The 16,279-nt window shown below is 67.0% G+C and carries 11 protein-coding genes and 1 tRNA gene; 6 read left to right on the top strand and 6 right to left on the bottom strand.

What is annotated here, in order from left to right; genetic code table 11:
- Window positions 1-20: 20 nt before the first annotated feature.
- The 3 genes from ACSMFO_RS14365 to ACSMFO_RS14355 form a co-directional block, all read right to left on the bottom strand.
- Window positions 21-995 (bottom strand): SpvB/TcaC N-terminal domain-containing protein, encoded by a 975-nt coding sequence (locus ACSMFO_RS14365; RefSeq protein WP_436458960.1) that lies wholly within the window; start codon window positions 993-995, stop codon window positions 21-23.
- Between the two features lie 156 nt (window positions 996-1,151).
- Window positions 1,152-6,515: a LamG domain-containing protein gene (locus tag ACSMFO_RS14360; protein WP_436459026.1), complete on the bottom strand. Its 5,364-nt coding sequence runs from the start codon at window positions 6,513-6,515 to the stop codon at window positions 1,152-1,154.
- Window positions 6,516-6,702: 187 nt separating this feature from the next.
- Window positions 6,703-7,857 carry a hypothetical protein gene (locus tag ACSMFO_RS14355; RefSeq protein WP_436458959.1) on the bottom strand — a complete coding sequence of 385 codons (1,155 nt, stop codon included), beginning with the start codon at window positions 7,855-7,857 and terminating at the stop codon, window positions 6,703-6,705.
- A 655-nt stretch (window positions 7,858-8,512) separates the two neighbouring features.
- On the opposite strand from ACSMFO_RS14355, the gene ACSMFO_RS14350 reads away from it, so the two are divergent.
- Window positions 8,513-9,076 (top strand): tyrosine-type recombinase/integrase, encoded by a 564-nt coding sequence (locus ACSMFO_RS14350; protein ID WP_436458958.1) that lies wholly within the window; start codon window positions 8,513-8,515, stop codon window positions 9,074-9,076.
- Window positions 9,077-9,293: 217 nt separating this feature from the next.
- Here the strand turns inward: ACSMFO_RS14350 and ACSMFO_RS14345 are convergent.
- A tRNA-Lys gene (locus ACSMFO_RS14345) sits at window positions 9,294-9,366 on the bottom strand.
- Between the two features lie 99 nt (window positions 9,367-9,465).
- Between ACSMFO_RS14345 and ACSMFO_RS14340 the strand changes: the two genes are divergently transcribed.
- The 3 genes from ACSMFO_RS14340 to ACSMFO_RS14330 all read left to right on the top strand — a co-directional run bounded on the left by ACSMFO_RS14340 (window position 9,466) and on the right by ACSMFO_RS14330 (window position 12,467).
- Window positions 9,466-10,005 carry a DinB family protein gene (locus ACSMFO_RS14340; RefSeq protein ID WP_436458957.1) on the top strand — a complete coding sequence of 180 codons (540 nt, stop codon included), beginning with the start codon at window positions 9,466-9,468 and terminating at the stop codon, window positions 10,003-10,005.
- A 25-nt stretch (window positions 10,006-10,030) separates the two neighbouring features.
- Window positions 10,031-11,404, top strand: coding sequence for a class-II fumarase/aspartase family protein (locus ACSMFO_RS14335; RefSeq protein ID WP_436458956.1), 1,374 nt, complete (start codon window positions 10,031-10,033; stop codon window positions 11,402-11,404).
- Between the two features lie 82 nt (window positions 11,405-11,486).
- Window positions 11,487-12,467 (top strand): lipoprotein, encoded by a 981-nt coding sequence (locus ACSMFO_RS14330; protein ID WP_038507726.1) that lies wholly within the window; start codon window positions 11,487-11,489, stop codon window positions 12,465-12,467.
- A 3-nt stretch (window positions 12,468-12,470) separates the two neighbouring features.
- Here the strand turns inward: ACSMFO_RS14330 and ACSMFO_RS14325 are convergent, their stop codons facing one another.
- Complete coding sequence (locus ACSMFO_RS14325) at window positions 12,471-13,067, bottom strand: DUF4383 domain-containing protein (RefSeq protein ID WP_038507725.1); 597 nt, start codon at window positions 13,065-13,067, stop codon at window positions 12,471-12,473.
- 131 nt (window positions 13,068-13,198) lie between these two features.
- On the opposite strand from ACSMFO_RS14325, the gene ACSMFO_RS14320 reads away from it, so the two are divergent.
- Together ACSMFO_RS14320 and ACSMFO_RS14315 are read left to right on the top strand one after the other, a co-directional pair.
- Window positions 13,199-14,104 carry a serine hydrolase gene (locus ACSMFO_RS14320; protein WP_436458955.1) on the top strand — a complete coding sequence of 302 codons (906 nt, stop codon included), beginning with the start codon at window positions 13,199-13,201 and terminating at the stop codon, window positions 14,102-14,104.
- Window positions 14,105-14,149: 45 nt separating this feature from the next.
- Window positions 14,150-15,001 carry an oxygenase MpaB family protein gene (locus ACSMFO_RS14315; RefSeq protein WP_436458954.1) on the top strand — a complete coding sequence of 284 codons (852 nt, stop codon included), beginning with the start codon at window positions 14,150-14,152 and terminating at the stop codon, window positions 14,999-15,001.
- Here the strand turns inward: ACSMFO_RS14315 and ACSMFO_RS14310 are convergent.
- The gene (locus ACSMFO_RS14310; RefSeq protein ID WP_436458953.1) at window positions 14,981-16,198 is read right to left on the bottom strand and encodes an alpha/beta hydrolase; all 1,218 of its coding nucleotides are present in this window, start codon (window positions 16,196-16,198) and stop codon (window positions 14,981-14,983) included. The two genes, ACSMFO_RS14315 and ACSMFO_RS14310, sit on opposite strands and share 21 nt — an antisense overlap.
- Between the last annotated feature and the right edge of the window lie 81 nt (window positions 16,199-16,279).

Here is a 16,279-nt window from a genome sequence, read left to right as displayed (position 1 = left end):
CCGTTCCTCGGTCGTGAAGCTCACCTTCCCCGCCGCCGGGGCGGGATCACCTTCACGAAGGCCGTACTGGATCTCTTTGAGTGTGCCACCGCGAACGTATGAGACGGCTGCGTCTTTGAGGTTTGCCCGTAGTTGTTGGTCTCGATGTCGTAGGTGTAGAGGATCAGGTTGCCGTGCCGGTCGACGACTTTGTCGAGGTTCCAGCGGTAGGCTTGGGTGCAGGCGGAGTTGGCGAACGTGTTGTCCGCCGCATGACAGGGTTCGCCGGCGTCGTCACCGTAGACGGGCACGGTCCAGGTCGACTTGGACGCCGGCGCGGATCCGAAGAAGTACTGCGTGCCGTCGACCGTGGTGATTTTCCAGTACTCGCCGTCACGGGCTCCGTTGGCGGCGCCGGTCAGATGCTCGATACGGGCGCCGTTGTCGCTCTTCTGCCGCCAGACCTTCTTGTCGGTGTCGTGGATCAGCATCCCGCCGATCCCGTTGTAGACAGCGGTGGCGTTGTCGCTCTTCCAGCACAGATCGCCGACCTTGGGTGGCGTGGTCCCACCCTCTTTATCGTCCTGACAGCCGCCGTAGGTGCGTTCGACGAACCCTGGATTGAGGTCCCAGCCGTCACCCACCCACGACGCTTGGTTGTTGGTGGCGCTGGTACGTCCATCGACCGTCGAAGACGTGTAGGACAGAGCCAGGCTGGGTGTCAGGTTTCCCGGCACCGGGGGCACACGCAACGGGTACGACCACGCGAAGTCGCCGGTCTGCTCCGAGACGTCCCAGGTCGCTGTGGGCGACAGGGAGGTCGCCTTGCTGGTGCCGACGCCGTCGGGGGTCGTGGACCCGCTCGGCTGGTCTCCGGTGAGCGCGGCGCGACTCGCGTCGTCGATGGCCCGGCCAGCCATTGATTGTTGCGTCACCGGAGTCGAGTCGACTATCGGTGAGTCGACGCTCCAGCCATTGGCGGCGCTCGCGATCTGCGTGGTGCTGACGCCGGTCACGACCAGCGAACAGATCAGCGCGACGGTGAGGGTTCTCGACGTGCGGCGTGCGGACGGTTTGTGTCGCATCAGTTCTCCAGGCTGGACGCGGCGAGGCCCTCCCCTGCGCGGGGCTACCTCGTGCGCGGTGGACGATTCGCGGTTTGGGCTGGAGATCTAGCCGCCACCGACTGCCGATGGCCGTACTTCACCGGGCGCCGGCTCCGCACTGCTCGTAGCTACGAAGACGGGTTCGACGTGGGGGATGTCGGCGAGGACGTAGCCAAGGAATCGATCCTTGGGCAGGCCTTCGCAGTTGTCGTCGTCGCTGGTCATCGACTCGGTCCCGCTGCTGCCACATCGGTAGAGAGATTTCGCGGCGGGGTCGTCGGGTTTCTGTGTCCAGAGATGACCGATCGATTCGATGACGGTTTTGCCCTCACAGGCGCTGTCGAGGGAGACGAACAGGTCCGTGTCGTTCACGCACGCGGTCAAAGGTTGTGTCCCGGTCTGGGGGAGCAGTGACAGATAGCCGTGCCGGAACTCGGCGTAGTACCCGGGCCGGGCCGCTTGTGTGGTGCCGAGGTGGTCGTAGGCGGCGTTGTTGTAGTACCGCACGAGCGGCGCGTAGGCGAGGGTGTACCCGAGGAGTGATTCCTGGGTCGCTCCCCCGCAGTCAGCCTGGCGGCTGTCGAAATGCCCGGCCGACGAGGTGCACCGGTAGACCGGGATCGTGGGAATGTTGGTCGGCTGCTGGGTGTAGACGGAACCGATCTCACCGAGCTTGGTCTTACCCTCACAGGCGGCGTCGGTCGAGGTGAAGAAGTCCGCACCGGATTGGCAGGAGTGCAGCACACGCGTGTTGGGCTGCGCGCCGTCGATCAGCATGCCCAGGCTTTCCTGGAACCGGTAACCGACCGCGGGCGCGGCACTCGTGCTCACGGTTCGCTTGCGTCCCGTCCCGTCGACGTAGCTGCCCAGTTGGCCGCCGTCGGGTGCGGGGAAGCTGCCGTAGGTCTTGATCGTCGCGTCGGAGGCCATGCCGTAGTGGGCGTAGACCTCGTCGATCATGCCAGGGAAGAACTCGGCTGCCTTGCCGTTGGTCTTGCCTCGGCCGATAGCGAAGGCCCCGTTCGCCTGCCAGAGCACCACACCGTCCTTCTTGCCCGCGAACTGTCCATCGACATACAGACGAAGCTGGTGTGCCGCCTGGTCGTAAATCCCGGTGAGGTGTGTCCACCGGTTCACGACCGCGGGGTCGAACGAGCTGACGTAGGAGACCGGTGACGCGTCAACGTCCTGTGCGGTCGCGCCGAACGTCCACCGCCCGGCCTCGGGCCGGTACTGGAGGGTGAAGCCGCTCATCCGGGCGCCGTCCTGTGAGAGCACGGTCGCGACCTGATCGGTACGGGCGAGGTTGGCCCAGGCGGACACGGTGAAGCTGTCCTGCATGGCCAATCCCCGCTCGGTCGCGGTGGCCTGTCCGTCAGCGCCGTTCAGTTTGAGCGCGGTACCGCTCACACCTGGCGCGAAGGACGCGCCGCCGGTCAGGACGACGGCGTTGCCGCGCCAGCTGTAGTCCTTGCCGGTGCCGTTGTCGAACCGCCAGGCGCCGCCGTCACCCCGGGGAGTGTCGTCGTGCACCTTGCGCACTTCGGCGTCGGTGAGTGCTCGCGAAAAGACCCGCGTGTCGTCGATTCCCTGAGGGAAGAAGCCGGCGTTCCCGCCGTTCCACCACGCTCTGCCGATAGAGAAGGCCCCGGCCGACGGAATCACCGTGACTCCCACCTGGACCGCGCTTTGCACACCATCGACGTACAGCTTCAGTTGCCGGAACTGAGCGTCATACACCACGGCCAGGTGCGTCCACTGGTACGCCTGCGGAGCCTGGCCGGCCCACAGCGTGACAACCGGAGGGTTGTCCTTGTCCTCGCTGGGTACGACGACACGCCACTTCTTCGCGCCCCCGTCGTATTGGACCTGAAACGCGCTGACCCGAGCACCGTCCTGCCCGAACACCGAGTAGTAGCCGCCGTCGGTCTTCGTCAGTTGCACCCAAGTCGCGGCCGAGAAGCTCTTCGCCGTATCCAGCACCGGGCCAGCGGTCTGTGCGTAGCCGGTGACCCCGTCCAGACGCAACCCCGGCGTGTTCATCCCGCCGCCCCACCCGGCACCGTTCTTCAACGCCACGGTCGATCCACGACCGCTCGCGTCCATGGCCACCTGGCCGGCGTTCTCGTCGAACCGCCAGTGCCCCGCATCCGCGACCGGCAACGTCGCAGTACCACCGTCAGCAGCGGGATACGACTTGTACAGACTCGACACCCGGTCCCTGTCAAGCGCGGTCGTGTAGACGCGAACATCGTCGACCCTGCCGGTCCAAAACTGGCTCGGCTTGTCCGCGGTCAGGCCACGGCCGATCTGGGCGGCTCCGGATGCTTGCCAACGTCCGTTCAGAGTCCCGTCACCGACGCGCTTGCCGTTGACATACAGCCAGATCTTCTTGGTCTGCCGGTCGTAGGTGCCGGCGAGGTGCACCCACGTGTTGATTTCGGCCGGCAATGTGGACACTGCGGCCTTGGTGATCGGTGCCGCGTCCGTGTCGGATTCCGCCATCTCGAACACCCACTTGCCACAGGCGTTCGGATTCTCGAAAACTCCGTCAAAGCAGGTCGCGTTCATCTCATCGGCGACATGCCCGAGCCGGAACTTGCTGGTCCGCTCGCCATCGATGCTCAAAGCCGTGAGCTTGGAGACGATGTCGGATTTGCGGTCCATGTAGACCCACGCCGACACACTGAAACTCTCATCAGTCCGCAGGTCGACACCCGTGGTTCCCACGGCACCGGTCTTGCCGTCGAACTGCACCGCGTTCCCGACCCGCCCAGGTGCGAACTGCGCGCCCGGCTCAAGTGTTCCGGTGCGCGCTCCTGCCGAGTCGGCGACCTTGATGCCGCTGGATTCGTCGAGCTGCCAGTTGTGCACCAGGGTGAGGTCCTGGCCGGACATGGTACGGATCTCGTCGGTGAACAAGGTACGGCTGTAGACCTTGACGTCGTCGACCGTGCCACCGAACGCGTCCAGCCACGTGCCGTTCCATTTACCGCGGCCAATGTCGAACTCGGTGGTCGCGTTCCACTTCGCGGTGAACGTCGCGGTCCCCGACAGGGTGCCGTTCACATACAGCTGCATCTCACCGGTGTTGCTGTCGTAGCTCGCGACGAGATGTGTCCAGACACCGGTCTGCACCGGCTGCGCCGACCGGGCCCGCACGACGGAGTTCGGTGCGGTGCTGTCGGGACCGTGCATCGCGAAGGCCCACCGGTCATCGGCAGTGCCGGTGTAGCCGATGTTGAACGCGGACACGTTCTGCCCGCTCTGGCTCACCACAGCACCCCAGCCTGGGGTCTTGGTGGTCATCTTGACCCAGGCGGCGACGGAGAAGCTCATGCTGCTGTCGACCGGCGCGGGAGCGCTGACGTAGTCGTCGACGCCGTCCAGATTCACCGCGAGATCGGTTTGATCCGGATAGCTGGTCTGCCCGGCGACCCACTGGGCACCGTTCTTCGCCGCGCCGTGCTTCGCCATGCCCGAGGTGTCCTGCGCGTCACCGTCGAGTTTCCAGGTGGCGGCGGTGACGTTGTTCTGGGCGACGATGCCCTGGACCTCCGCGAGGTCGAGCGTGCGGCTGTAGGCCCGCACCTCGTCGATGCCACCGGACCAGTACCCGAGCGGCGTCCCGTACTTCCCCCGCCCGATAGCGAACGGACCGGCCGCGTGCCACGGTGATGCCGGGGCCGGGACGCTCGCGACCTGCTTTCCGTTGACCATCAGTGTGAGGGTCTTGGCGGTCGCGTTGTACACACCGGCCAGATGCGTCCACGGCTCGGTCTGCACTGTGTTCGCCCCCGACCTGGCCTCTGCCGCCGTGCCACCGGTGGCGTCACCGGGATTCATGCCGAAGACCCAGGAACCGTTGTTCTGTTTCAGGTAGAAGCCGCTCACCGCCGTGCCGTCCTGGGAGACCGCGGCCATGTCCCCGAGCTTGTCCGGCCGCACCCACGCGGTGATCGCGAAGTTCTGATCGGTCCGCACCACCGGCCCCGGCGTGGCCGCGAAGCCCTTGACTCCGTCGAAACTGGCCGCGCCGTTGACCGCTCCCTGGGGAACGAACCTGGCACCGGGCTGCAGGACGGCCATCTCGCCGCCCGCGGCGGCGTTGCGCGCGGTCGTCCCGTCCGCGTCGTCGAGGTTCCAATAGCCCGCGGTGACGTTGTCCCGGGTGACGGCCGATTTGACCTCGGCATCGGTCAGCACCCGGTCATACGTGCGGATCTCGTCCACCGCGCCAGCCAGATAGTCCGCCCCGGCACTGTTCACGATCGCGCGCCCGACCGCGAACTCGTGAGTCGCAGGCCACGGGTTCGCCCACGGCGCACTGCCTTGGAGATCGCCGTTGACATACAGCCGGATCTGCTGTGCGCCGGAGTCGTAGACACCGGCGAGATGAGTCCACGTGTTCGTCTGCGCAGCACTGATCGAGGACACCGTGGTCGGAGTCGACGCAGGGTCGTTCCCGGGCCGGAACTCCAACGCCCACCGATCGGTCGCCGTGCCGGTGTGCCCTAGCTTCACCATCGCCGTCGTCGACGCGTTCTGGCTCAGCAACGTCGACCAGCCCGGCTTCTTCTCACCGAGATTGATCCAGCCCGAGAACGAGAAACTCGGGTACGTGCTCGCCGAGATCGGCGCCGTCACGTAGTCGTCGACACCATCCAACTTGAGGCCCGAACCGGTACTTCCCGGCACGTAGACGGGGCCGCCGTGCAACGTCGCGTCGCGGAAGCCGAGGGTCGCGGTGTCCTTCGTGTTGCCTTCCAGGGACCATTGCGCCAACGGGCCGTTACCCGCCCGCACATAGAAATGGTGTACCTGCGTCTGGCTGGGATTCCCGGCGCGGTCGACACTCTGCACGAACAGATCCCGCGGTCCGTCCCCAGGCGGGGTCAGCTTCACAGAGGCCTTACCACCGAGGGCGACCGCATCGACCTTCGTCGTGGGCGGATCGGTCCAGCCATAGAGGTAGTGATCGACGTCCGGGACCGTGGTGGTCGCATCGCTGGCGTTGAACTCGAACACGTCTGGCACGCCGACACCACCGTGCCAAGCGTTATCCGCCTTGTAGAGCGGCGCAGTCACAGTCGGCTTGATACCGATACCCGTCCGGTCGACGATGAACGGACCCGGCCCGTTCCGGAAGGCACCACCGTCCGCGGAATCGTGTCCCCACACTGTCCACGTGACACGCTGCCCGTTACGCGTCGTCAGATCGACATCGGTGCTGTGGTAGGCACCCGACGCTTGATAAATCACCGGAGCGCGCTGGTCCGGAGCTCCGCCATAAATGTTCCAGACCGGACGGAGCTGGTCATTGGCATCCGGATCGGACAACCTGCTCAACAGCCTGATCGACTTGCCCCCGACATACGGCACGCCGTCACACCACCGGCACGGCGCGGGTAGCGGCGGATCGGTCTTCATGTCATACGGCGGGTTCGGCTTCGTGTTATAGGTGATCTGCAGGATCGTGCTCGGCACGTCATACCTGCGCCAAGCGTCGGAATCCGTTTCGGACTTCGCCTGCAGGAAATACGTCGTCGACCCGTTCGGATTGATGTAGAGACCGACGCCGAAACCAGCAGGCTGATTACCCGGGCAACTATCCCAGCTACCTGGAACCCAGGAAGTACTGACCTCTTGGCCGCGCGGCTGGTTGTTCCAGGTGACCCCCCCAGTCGAGATTGCGATCCGCGATGAAGAGCTTGTGCTCGTTCGCACCACAATCCGGACCATGAACCACAGCGGTGTTGAAATTGACTGTCTTGATTTCCTTGCCAGCCAGGAACGCCGTGTCGAACTGGAAGAACGTGCGGGCAAGATCGATATCCTGGCATTGAGCCCACGTACACTTTCCGACCTTCGCCCACGCGTCACCGTCGCCCGTCCCGTTGACATACGGCCGATCGGGGTGTCCTCGGAAGACTTTCGCCCACATGCTCTGCCCCGGCGACCGCATATCCGGGTCGACTACCACCGGGTACCGCGTGCCCGGATCCGCCAGCATCGCGGCGTTCGGCGTCAACGTCATCGCAGAGCGGTCGACCTTGACCTCGACCGGCGTGCTCGTGCTCTCGCGCCCCCGGGCGTCCCACATCGTGGCCGCCGGCGCGACGAAAACCTTCTGCCCGTCGCCATCGACGGCCTGGACAAGACCGCTTCCATCCGAGGTGAGCTGCACGCCTTCCGTCTCGACCCCGAGCTTGATCGACGCCAACGCCGGATTGCGTCCCGCTTCCGGAGTTTTGACCACAAAACGCTGGTTGTATCCCTCCGCTTCGGCCTGCATCTCCAGGTCGACACCAGGCAGCACCTCCCGATACCTCGCCGTGCTGCCCTCGATCTCAGGTTTCGGCAACGTGCCAGGCCACCGCAACGCGAGACGCTTGCCCTCGCGCGAGAACTGAACCAGCGGTCCCTCGCCACCGGCAGAGAACGCCACGTCGGCCACAGCCGCTTTCGCTCTGATCGTGCCGCCCGGCACGGAGGTCAGCGCCGTGTCGACGGGCACCCATCCGGCTCCCTTGCGCACCCGCACCGGCTGCGGCGACAACTGTGCTGTCAACGTCCCATCTGGGTTCGCCAGCACCTTCTTCGCCTCAGCGGTCTGATCCGCCACCCCGACCGGCGTGCCCTGCAACCGCGCAGCCGCGAACGCGCTGGCAGCGTCCGGCGCCTCCGCGACGGGAACGACCGGAGTCGGCAGCGAACTCTTCGGCGAGCTCGCCGTCACCACGACGACGCCGGCGAGCATCAGGAACACCATGGGTAACGCGCGCAGCCTGAAACCACGCGTCACTGACGGACGCACCATTGAAAAGGACCCCCTCGGCCCGGTCAGCACGCGTCCCCCGACGCCACGCGACCCACAAAGTCATCCTGACTCTTCACGATCACTATCGAGTGAAGGAAGACTCCAACAGAGTGAACGATCATGACATGGCCCAGACCAATTCGCGGCAACACTGCAAGCGGACCTCGGGTCCACCACCCCTTATTCCGACAAATTGTTGGCTTTTTTCCAACTTAACGCTTTAATTGTTGTCCGCCATTTAAACCGTTGGCAGTAACCGCAGGCGAGTTCCGGCGCCTTGGTGCATTACCTCGACACAACGACGTCGGTCCGGCCTTCTATGCGCTCGCCCAGCGCACAGGCTTCCCGGTTCCGCGCAGCGCCTCGGCCCGCTACATCGAACTCCCGGCACACCGACGCCCGCACGCCGTCGTCTGGACACCACCACGCATCGCTCAATGGCAAGCGACCGGAGAACGACCCGCCGTCGCCGTGTGGACCGCTCAGCAAACCGCAGTCTTCCTGCACAGCGTTCGCGACCACCGGCTCTACCCGCTCTTCCACCTCGTCGCGCTGCTGGGCCTCCGCCGAGGTGAAGTCGCAGGGCTGATGTGGAGCGACATCGACCTTGGACGCCGGCTACCTCACCGTGTCCCACCAAGCCCGCCAAGTCGGGTCCGAAGTCACCCTCGGCAAACCCAAGAGCGAAGCCAGCAACCGAGTCATCGCGCTCGACCACAACACCATCACCGTCCTGCGCCGTCACCGCGCCCAGGCCCGCACACCTCTCCGCAGCCAACCCGTCGGCTACCTCTTCCCCAACGGATGGGGCGAACCGATCCGCCCCGACTCCATCACCCACCTCTTCCGCACCCTCAACGACCAAGCCGGACTACCACCCATCCGGCTCCACGACCTCCGGCACGGCGCGGCGAGCCTGTCCCTCGCCGCCGGAAACGACCTCAAAACCGTCCAAGACCTCCTCGGCCACGCCAGCATCGTGCTCACCGCCGACACCTACACCAGCGTCCTACCCACCCTCGCCCACCAAACCGCCGAAGCCACCGCACGCCTCGTCCTCGACGCCGCCCGCACCACCGCCACCCGCCTCCGCCCCAAACGACGACCCCACCGCACCACAGGACGCCGCCTGATCACCGTCGGCAGACGAGCCGCCACCCACGCCGCATAGCCAGACCCAAGAACACGTCAGCAGATGCAGCCATCAACGAAAGGGAACGACCCCGGGGCTGAAGCACGCCCTGAGCCGTCCGGGCCACCACGAAAACGAGCCAAACGCAGGGCCGAGCACCCACAGAGCCCACAGCGAGCCCACCCAAGATCACGCCGACGACCGCAAGATCCACAAACAACAACATCCCCGCTGATCAGCGAGGATGTCGAGTGAGTGGGCCGCCTGGGGCTCGAACCCAGAACCTACGGATTAAAAGTCCGCAGCTCTACCAATTGAGCTAACGGCCCGTGCGGCCGAGTCTAGTAGACCGCCGTCGACCACCAGGATGCCGGGGCGGCGGCCGGAGCGCCACGGAATTGTCGGGGGTCTCTGCCATGGTCGTGGGCATGGACACGATCCCCGACGAGAACTACGCGGCGAACTGGGAGGGCGACCGCCCAGAGCCTCCGCGGGTGGCGAGCGAGCGCGAGATCCTGACGTCCACGCTCGACTGGCATCGCCGCACCTTCGAGCTGAAGTGTCAGGGGCTGACGCCGGAGCAGATGGCCCGGCGGCCGATCGAGCCGTCGGGTTTGTCGCTGCACGGGCTGCTCAGGCACCTCACGGGCACCGAGCGCTGGTGGTTCCGCCTGCAGTTCGCGGGTGAGGACGTGCCGATGCTCTATTACTCCGACGAGTGGCCGGAGCAGGACTTCGAGGACACCGGTGGCGACGTCGAGGAAGCGTGGGCGGTTTGGCGTGCGGAGTGCGCGCGGTCGCGGGAGATCGTGGCGGCCGCGTCGCTCGACGACACGGGTAAGCGTCGTCGCGACGGTGAGCCGTTCTCGTTGCGGTGGCTGCTGACCCGTCACATCGCCGAGTACGCCCGCCACGCCGGCCACGCAGACTTGCTTCGCGAGCGCATCGACGGGAGGACAGGCCATTGAAACTCTGAAATGCGATGCTGGGCCGATGAACGCCGATCCCGATTCCGGCCTCCTGTCCCCGGTCCGCGCCGGCACGCCCGCCGAGGCGGCGACGGGTGATCTCGCCTGGTTACGGGCCCTGTTGGACACGGAGGCGGCGCTCGCCAGGGCGCAGGCCCGCACCGGGCTGATCCCGCAGGACGCCGCGGCGGCGATCACGGAGGCGGCCGCGTCCGCCGAGATCGACGTGGTCGCGTTGGCGAGGGCGGCTCGTGAGACGGCGAACCCGGTCGTCGGGCTGATCAAGGAGCTGACCGAGGCCGCCGGGACGGAGTACGTCCATCGCGGCTCCACCAGCCAGGACATCTTCGACACGGCGATGATGCTGGTCGCCGCGCGGACGCGGGCGCTTCTCACCACGGACCTCGAGTCGACGGCGGAGGCGCTGGCGGATCTCGCCCGCGCGCATCGCGACAAGACCATGGCCGGGCGCACGCTCACCGCGCACGCGGTGCCGACGACGTTCGGGCTCAAGGCGGCGGGCTGGCGTCAGCTGACGCTCGAAGCGCTCGACAGGCTGGACCGGGTCGTTCTGCCGGTCTCGCTCGGGGGCGCAGCGGGCACGAGGGCCGCGTACGCCGAGTACGCGCGCCTCGCGGAGCTGCCCGACGGGTATCCGCAGCGCCTCCAAACGGCCTTCGCCGAGGAGACCGGGCTCGCCGAGACCACGCTCCCCTGGCACACGCTTCGCACCCCGACGGCCGACCTCGCGGCCGCCCTCTCCTTCACCGCCGCCGCGCTCGGGAAGATCGCGGTCGACGTCCAGTTCCTGACGCGCACCGAGGTCGGGGAGGTCGCCGAGCCGGCGGGTGAGGGCCGTGGCGGGTCCTCGGCGATGCCGCACAAACGCAATCCGGTGCTCGCGACGCTGATCCGGTCGGCCGCGCTCCAGGTGCCGGTGCTGGCCACCGGCGTCACCCAGGCCCTGGTCTCCGAGGACGAACGGTCCGCGGGCGCGTGGCACGCGGAGTGGCAGCTGCTGCGCGAGTGCCTGCGCCTGACCGGCGGCGCCGCGTATACGGCGGCCGAGCTCGCCCGCGGTCTGGTCGTCAACGACGAGCGCATGCGCGAGAACCTCGGCCTCACGCACGGCCAGATCGTCTCCGAGCGGCTTTCAACGGTGCTCGCCCCGCTGCTCGGCAAGGCGCGAGCCAAGGAGGTTCTCGGGCAAGCGGCCACGCTCGCCCTCGAACAGGACAAGGCCCTCGGCGAGGTTCTTTCCGGCCTGCCGGAGATAACCGGAGTGCTACCCGCCGAATCCCTGGCCGACCTGCTGGATCCCGCGCACTACACCGGCTCGGCCGGGGTGCTCGTCGACGCCGCGCTGGAGGCCGGCGAAGAAAAACCGAAAACTCCTTGAACCGGTCTCGAACCGGCTCCGTGTAGGGGGTACAAGCTCACCGCGCCAAGCCGCGGAACCCCTACGAACAAGGAGAAATCCCATGCTTCGCAAGCGTTTCGTCGTCGCAGCGGCGTCCGCGGCCGCAGGCCTGGTGGTGCTGTCGGCCTGCTCCGGCGGCACCGAGGCGGCGGCCCCCGCCGTCGCTCCCGCCGCGGCGGTGGCCGGGGCGGGCGGGAACGCCCCCGCGGCCAAGGGTGAGACCAAGGTGGCCGTGGCCGAAGCCGGGAATCTCGGCCAGGTCCTCGTCGACAAGGACGGTTTCACCTTGTACCGCTTCGACAAGGACAGCGCGAAGCCGCCGAAGTCCAATTGCGACGGTGACTGCGCGAAGGCCTGGCCGCCGGTGCTGGCCGAAGGCGAAGTCCAGATCGAAGGCGTGGATCAGGCCCTGGTCGGCGAAGTGACCCGTGCCGATGGGCGCAAGCAGGTCACCGTCGGCGGCTGGGCGCTTTACCGCTACGCCAAGGACGCCAAGGCCGGCGAAGCGAAGGGGCAGGGCGTCGGCAGCACTTGGTACGCCGCGAACGCCAAGGGCGGCAAGGCCGGCCAGGCGGCGAAGGAGGCTCCGGCCGAGCAAAAGGGCGGCGACACGAAGCTCGTCGCGAGCAACGTCGACGGCATCGGACCGGCCATTGTGGACCAAGACGGCTTCACGCTGTACATGTTCACCAAGGACAAGAAGAACAAGCAGCCGACCTGCAACGGTGACTGCGCGAAGGCCTGGCCGCCGGTGCTCGCCGAGGGCGACGTCCAGCTCGAAGGCATCGACCAGAAGCTGCTCGGCAAGGTGAAGCGCGCGGACGGCACCATGCAGGTCACCGTCGGCGGATGGGCCGTCTACCGCTACGCCAAGGACGCCAACGCGGGCGAGGCCAATGGTCACGGCGTCGGCGGCACCTGGTTCGTCATCGAGCCCGCCGGCTGCAAGAGCACCGCGCCGGTGAAGGACAAGGCAGCGCAGAGCGGGAACGCCGCCCCCAAGAAGGAGGAAGACGCTCCCGCCCAGGATTCCGGCTACTGAGCGCTAGTGGGCCAGGCCCGGCGGTCGCTCTTCCCGAGCGACGGTCGGGCCTTTTCCGTGCTTCGGCCGTCGCGAATCGTCCGGAAGGGGTTCGACGGCCGTGGCGCTGTCCGCCCGGTCCGCGACCACGGTCTCCTCTTCGTCCTCCGGCAGCAGTACCTTGTGCCGCGCGGGCAGGAACGCGATCACCAGCCCGAGCGCGGCGAGGCCGAGGTGCAGCCAGTTGTCCGGCCCGTTCAGGTTGAACGGGTTACCGGCCTGTGAGACCGGGTTCGTCGAAACGGTCCCCGTGATCATGAGGCCCCAGACGAACAGCACCCCGAAGGCGACGAACGTCAGGAAACCGAAGACCCGGGACCGCCCCGACCCGAAGGTCAGCAGCAGCCCGATCGCGCCCAGCAGGACGAAACCGAGGTTGTACAGGGGATTCACCGAGAAGCCGAGCACGGTCGCGTCGCTGCGCCCGGCGAAATCGGCGAATCCCGTCCTGGTGAAGCCCACGATCCCGAACACCAGGAAGGCCAGGCTCGACAGCCCGGCGAGAACCTGAGCGGGCTGGAGCCCCGCCGTCCGGATACGAGCGCGTTGTGCACGTGCCATTGCTCCGCCTCCCAGAGTTGGCGACCTGAATTCACGCTGGACCCCGGATACCCCGCTGCCCTTCCGGACAAACAGCATCGTCCGAACGGGCTACCCGTGAACACGAACGGGTGACGCGGTCAACAGGTCATGTGGGCAAGGTGAGCGGAGTCTTCCTCCTGGTGGGGCTGTGCCTGGGCGCCATCCTCGCGATGGTCCTGATCCCGACGTCGCGTCCCGGTCCGGTGGCGGTCGCGGAGGCGGTGCCGAGCACCCCTGCGCCGTCCGTCGAAGTCGAGGTCGAACCGGAGGATCCGGTCGTGTCCCCGACGCCCTCGTCCTCGGCGGCGCCGGGTCCGCCACCGAAATCCGTCGACAGCCAAGCCCTCGCGGACCTCGTCCCCGGCGGGCAGGTGAGCGTCGTCGTCTACGACCGCACGGCCAAGAAGAGCACCGTTTCGCTCAGGTCGGAACGGTCCTACACCTCGGCGTCGGTCGTGAAGCTCCTCATCGCGTTGGAAGCGCTTCAAGCCGGCACACCGCCGAGCACCGTCCAGCGGATGCTGTCGGTCAGCGACGACGACATCGCCAGCAGGCTGTGGACGGCCCTCGGCGGCCCCACGATCGTGACCCGCTGGGCGACCAAGATCGGCCTCGGCGGTACGCGTCCGCCCGAGGATCCCGGCCGCTGGGGCGACACCCGGATCACCGCCGCGGACGTCGTGAAGATCTACCGCTACCTGCTGGACAAGGCGGGGGCCGGGCCGCGCACGACGATCATGCGGGCGTTGAGCGGCGCGACGGAGAACGGCTCGGACGGGATCCGGCAGTACTTCGGCATCCCGGACGCCGTCGGTTCCCTTCCCTGGTCGATCAAACAGGGCTGGGCGTGCTGCCGCGGCTCGCGGATCCTGCACAGCTCGGGCGTGGTCGGCGAAGACGACCGCTACATCGTCGTCGTCCTGACCTCGCAGCCGTTGTCGACCACCTACGCCGGTGCGGGCCGACAGGTGACGGAGGTGGTCAAGGCACTGCTCCCCGCTATTGACGAGGTGTAAACAAGGTGGGACAGTGGCGTCACGCCGCTCTCTCGGGAGGTCGTCATGAGCACCGAAGCCCGCCTGCCCACCGTGACCCCGCTCGGCCCGGATTCCGTTGCCTGGCAAGTGGTCGGCGACCGGAGACTGCTGCTAGGCGCGGGGACGGCGTTGCTCTTGCAGGTCGCGCATCCGGTGGTCGGCGCCGGCGTCCACGACCATTCGAACTACACCGAAGACCCGTGGGGCCGTCTCGACCGGACCATCGATTCCTTGCTGAGCCAGGTTTTCGGCGGCCGGGAGGCGGTCGCGGAGGCCGAGCGGCTCCGCGAGATGCACAAGGCGATCAAGGGCGTCGACCATCACGGCGAGCGCTACCACGCGCTGAACCCCGAGGCGTACTGGTGGGTGCACGGCTCGACGTTCTGGACGACCGTCCGCATGCACGAGGTCTTCGTCCATCCCTTGTCAGACAAGGAAAAGCGCCGGTTCTACGCGGAATGGCGACGCGTCGGCCTGCTGCTCGGCCTCCGTGAGCACCACATGCCGGAGGACCTCGAAGGATTCGAGACCTACTTCGACGACGTCGTCGCGAACCGGCTCGAAGACAACCACACGGTCCGGGAACTGCTCCGCTCGATCACCATGCGCGACACACCACCGCCCCCGTGGTGGTTCTTGCCGGAAGCCCTGTGGCGCCCCGTGCGGCCGGCGGGCGGGAACGTGCTGACCCTGTGCGCGATCGGCTTGCTGCCACCGGCTCTTCGCGAGCGCTTGAGTCTCAAGTGGACAGATACCGACGAACGCCGTCTCCGGCGCCTCGGAGCGATCACGCGGGCGGCCGGGAAACGGGTTCCAGACCGGATCCGCTTGTACCCCAAGGCCTATCGAGCCAAGTCACTCGACGACGTCCACTAGCGCGCCCTTGGCGCCGGTGTTCGGCAGCGGCCATGGCGTGACGCCGCCGTTGGTGATGATCTTCTTGTCCTGCGGCGCGCACGGCGGCACGATCCGCGCGCCGATCCACGCCAGCACGTCGGGAACCTGCGCCTTGAAGGTGTTCATGTTGTGCCCGGCGTCCGGGATCCGCCACGACGAGAGCGTCGCGGGCGCGCGGACGGCCGCCTGGATCTGGTCGATCGAGAAGCTCTCGAAGCTTTCCTTGTCCCCCGCGATCGCGAGGATGTCGACCGGCGACGGATGCTTCTGCAGGTTCACCGTGACCGTGTTCGCGTCGACGATGTCCTGCCTGCCCTTGAACAGGTTCTCCGTCTCCGCGTCCACCGAAGCCTTGTAGTACCCGCTGACGCTCGCCGCCTGGCCGTACCACTGCGGATGCCGCGTCACCAGGTTCATCGCGCAGTATCCGCCCGACGACCAGCCCGCCATCGTCCACGCCTTGCGCTGCGGGTTGGCGCCGAGTTTCTCGACCGCCCAGTCGCGGATGTCGGCGGTCAGATAGGTGTCGTTGGCGGTCCCGTTGACCTCGTCGATGCATTCGGTGTCGTGGCCGACCTTCGGTTTCCCGGTCGGGTCCGGGATGATCACCAGGGTCGGCGGGAGCACGTGCTTCGCGATGGCCGCGTCGAGTTTGGCGGGCAGTTCGTAGGGACCGGTGACCACTTCGGGCCCGGACGGGTAGTTCGGGATCCATTCGATGACCGGGAATTTGAGCGACCGGAACGCGGGATCGTAGTACTGGGGCGGGAAGTACACCGAGACGTCGCGGGTGAGGCCGGTGCGCTTGCCGGTCACCGTCATGTGCACGACGGAACCCTTGCCCTCCTTGGCCCGCATCGCCCCGGCGTCACGCAGTTTGTCGAGATCCGAACCGTTCTGCCCGGCGACGGCGTCGACACTCTCGCCGGAGTACACGCCGGTGCCGAACAGGGCGCCGACCGTCGGGAAGAACCCGCCGATCATGTTCCCGCCCATCCCGGTGCTGACCACCACCAGCACGACCGCGACGAGGATCGTGCCGCTGCGGCCGAGAACCTTGCGGCGCCAGCGTTCCCAGAGGAACGGGACGGCGATGATCGCGAGCAGCGTCAGCACCAGGACGATGACGAGGTTCAGTGTCGAATCGAGCCGGATGGCACTCAGTCCCAGTCCCATGGCGATCGTGTCCCTCTCCGGCCGCGGCACGCCCCCGCACCGCACTTCCCACATCTGGATCAAGAGACGTGCGACCACCGG

The organism is Amycolatopsis sp. w19, assembly GCF_051373225.1.
Taxonomy (GTDB): Bacteria; Actinomycetota; Actinomycetes; order Mycobacteriales; family Pseudonocardiaceae; genus Amycolatopsis; species Amycolatopsis japonica.
The sequence above is the reverse complement of the archived record's forward strand: the minus strand, read 5'-3'. Positions and strand labels throughout refer to the sequence as shown.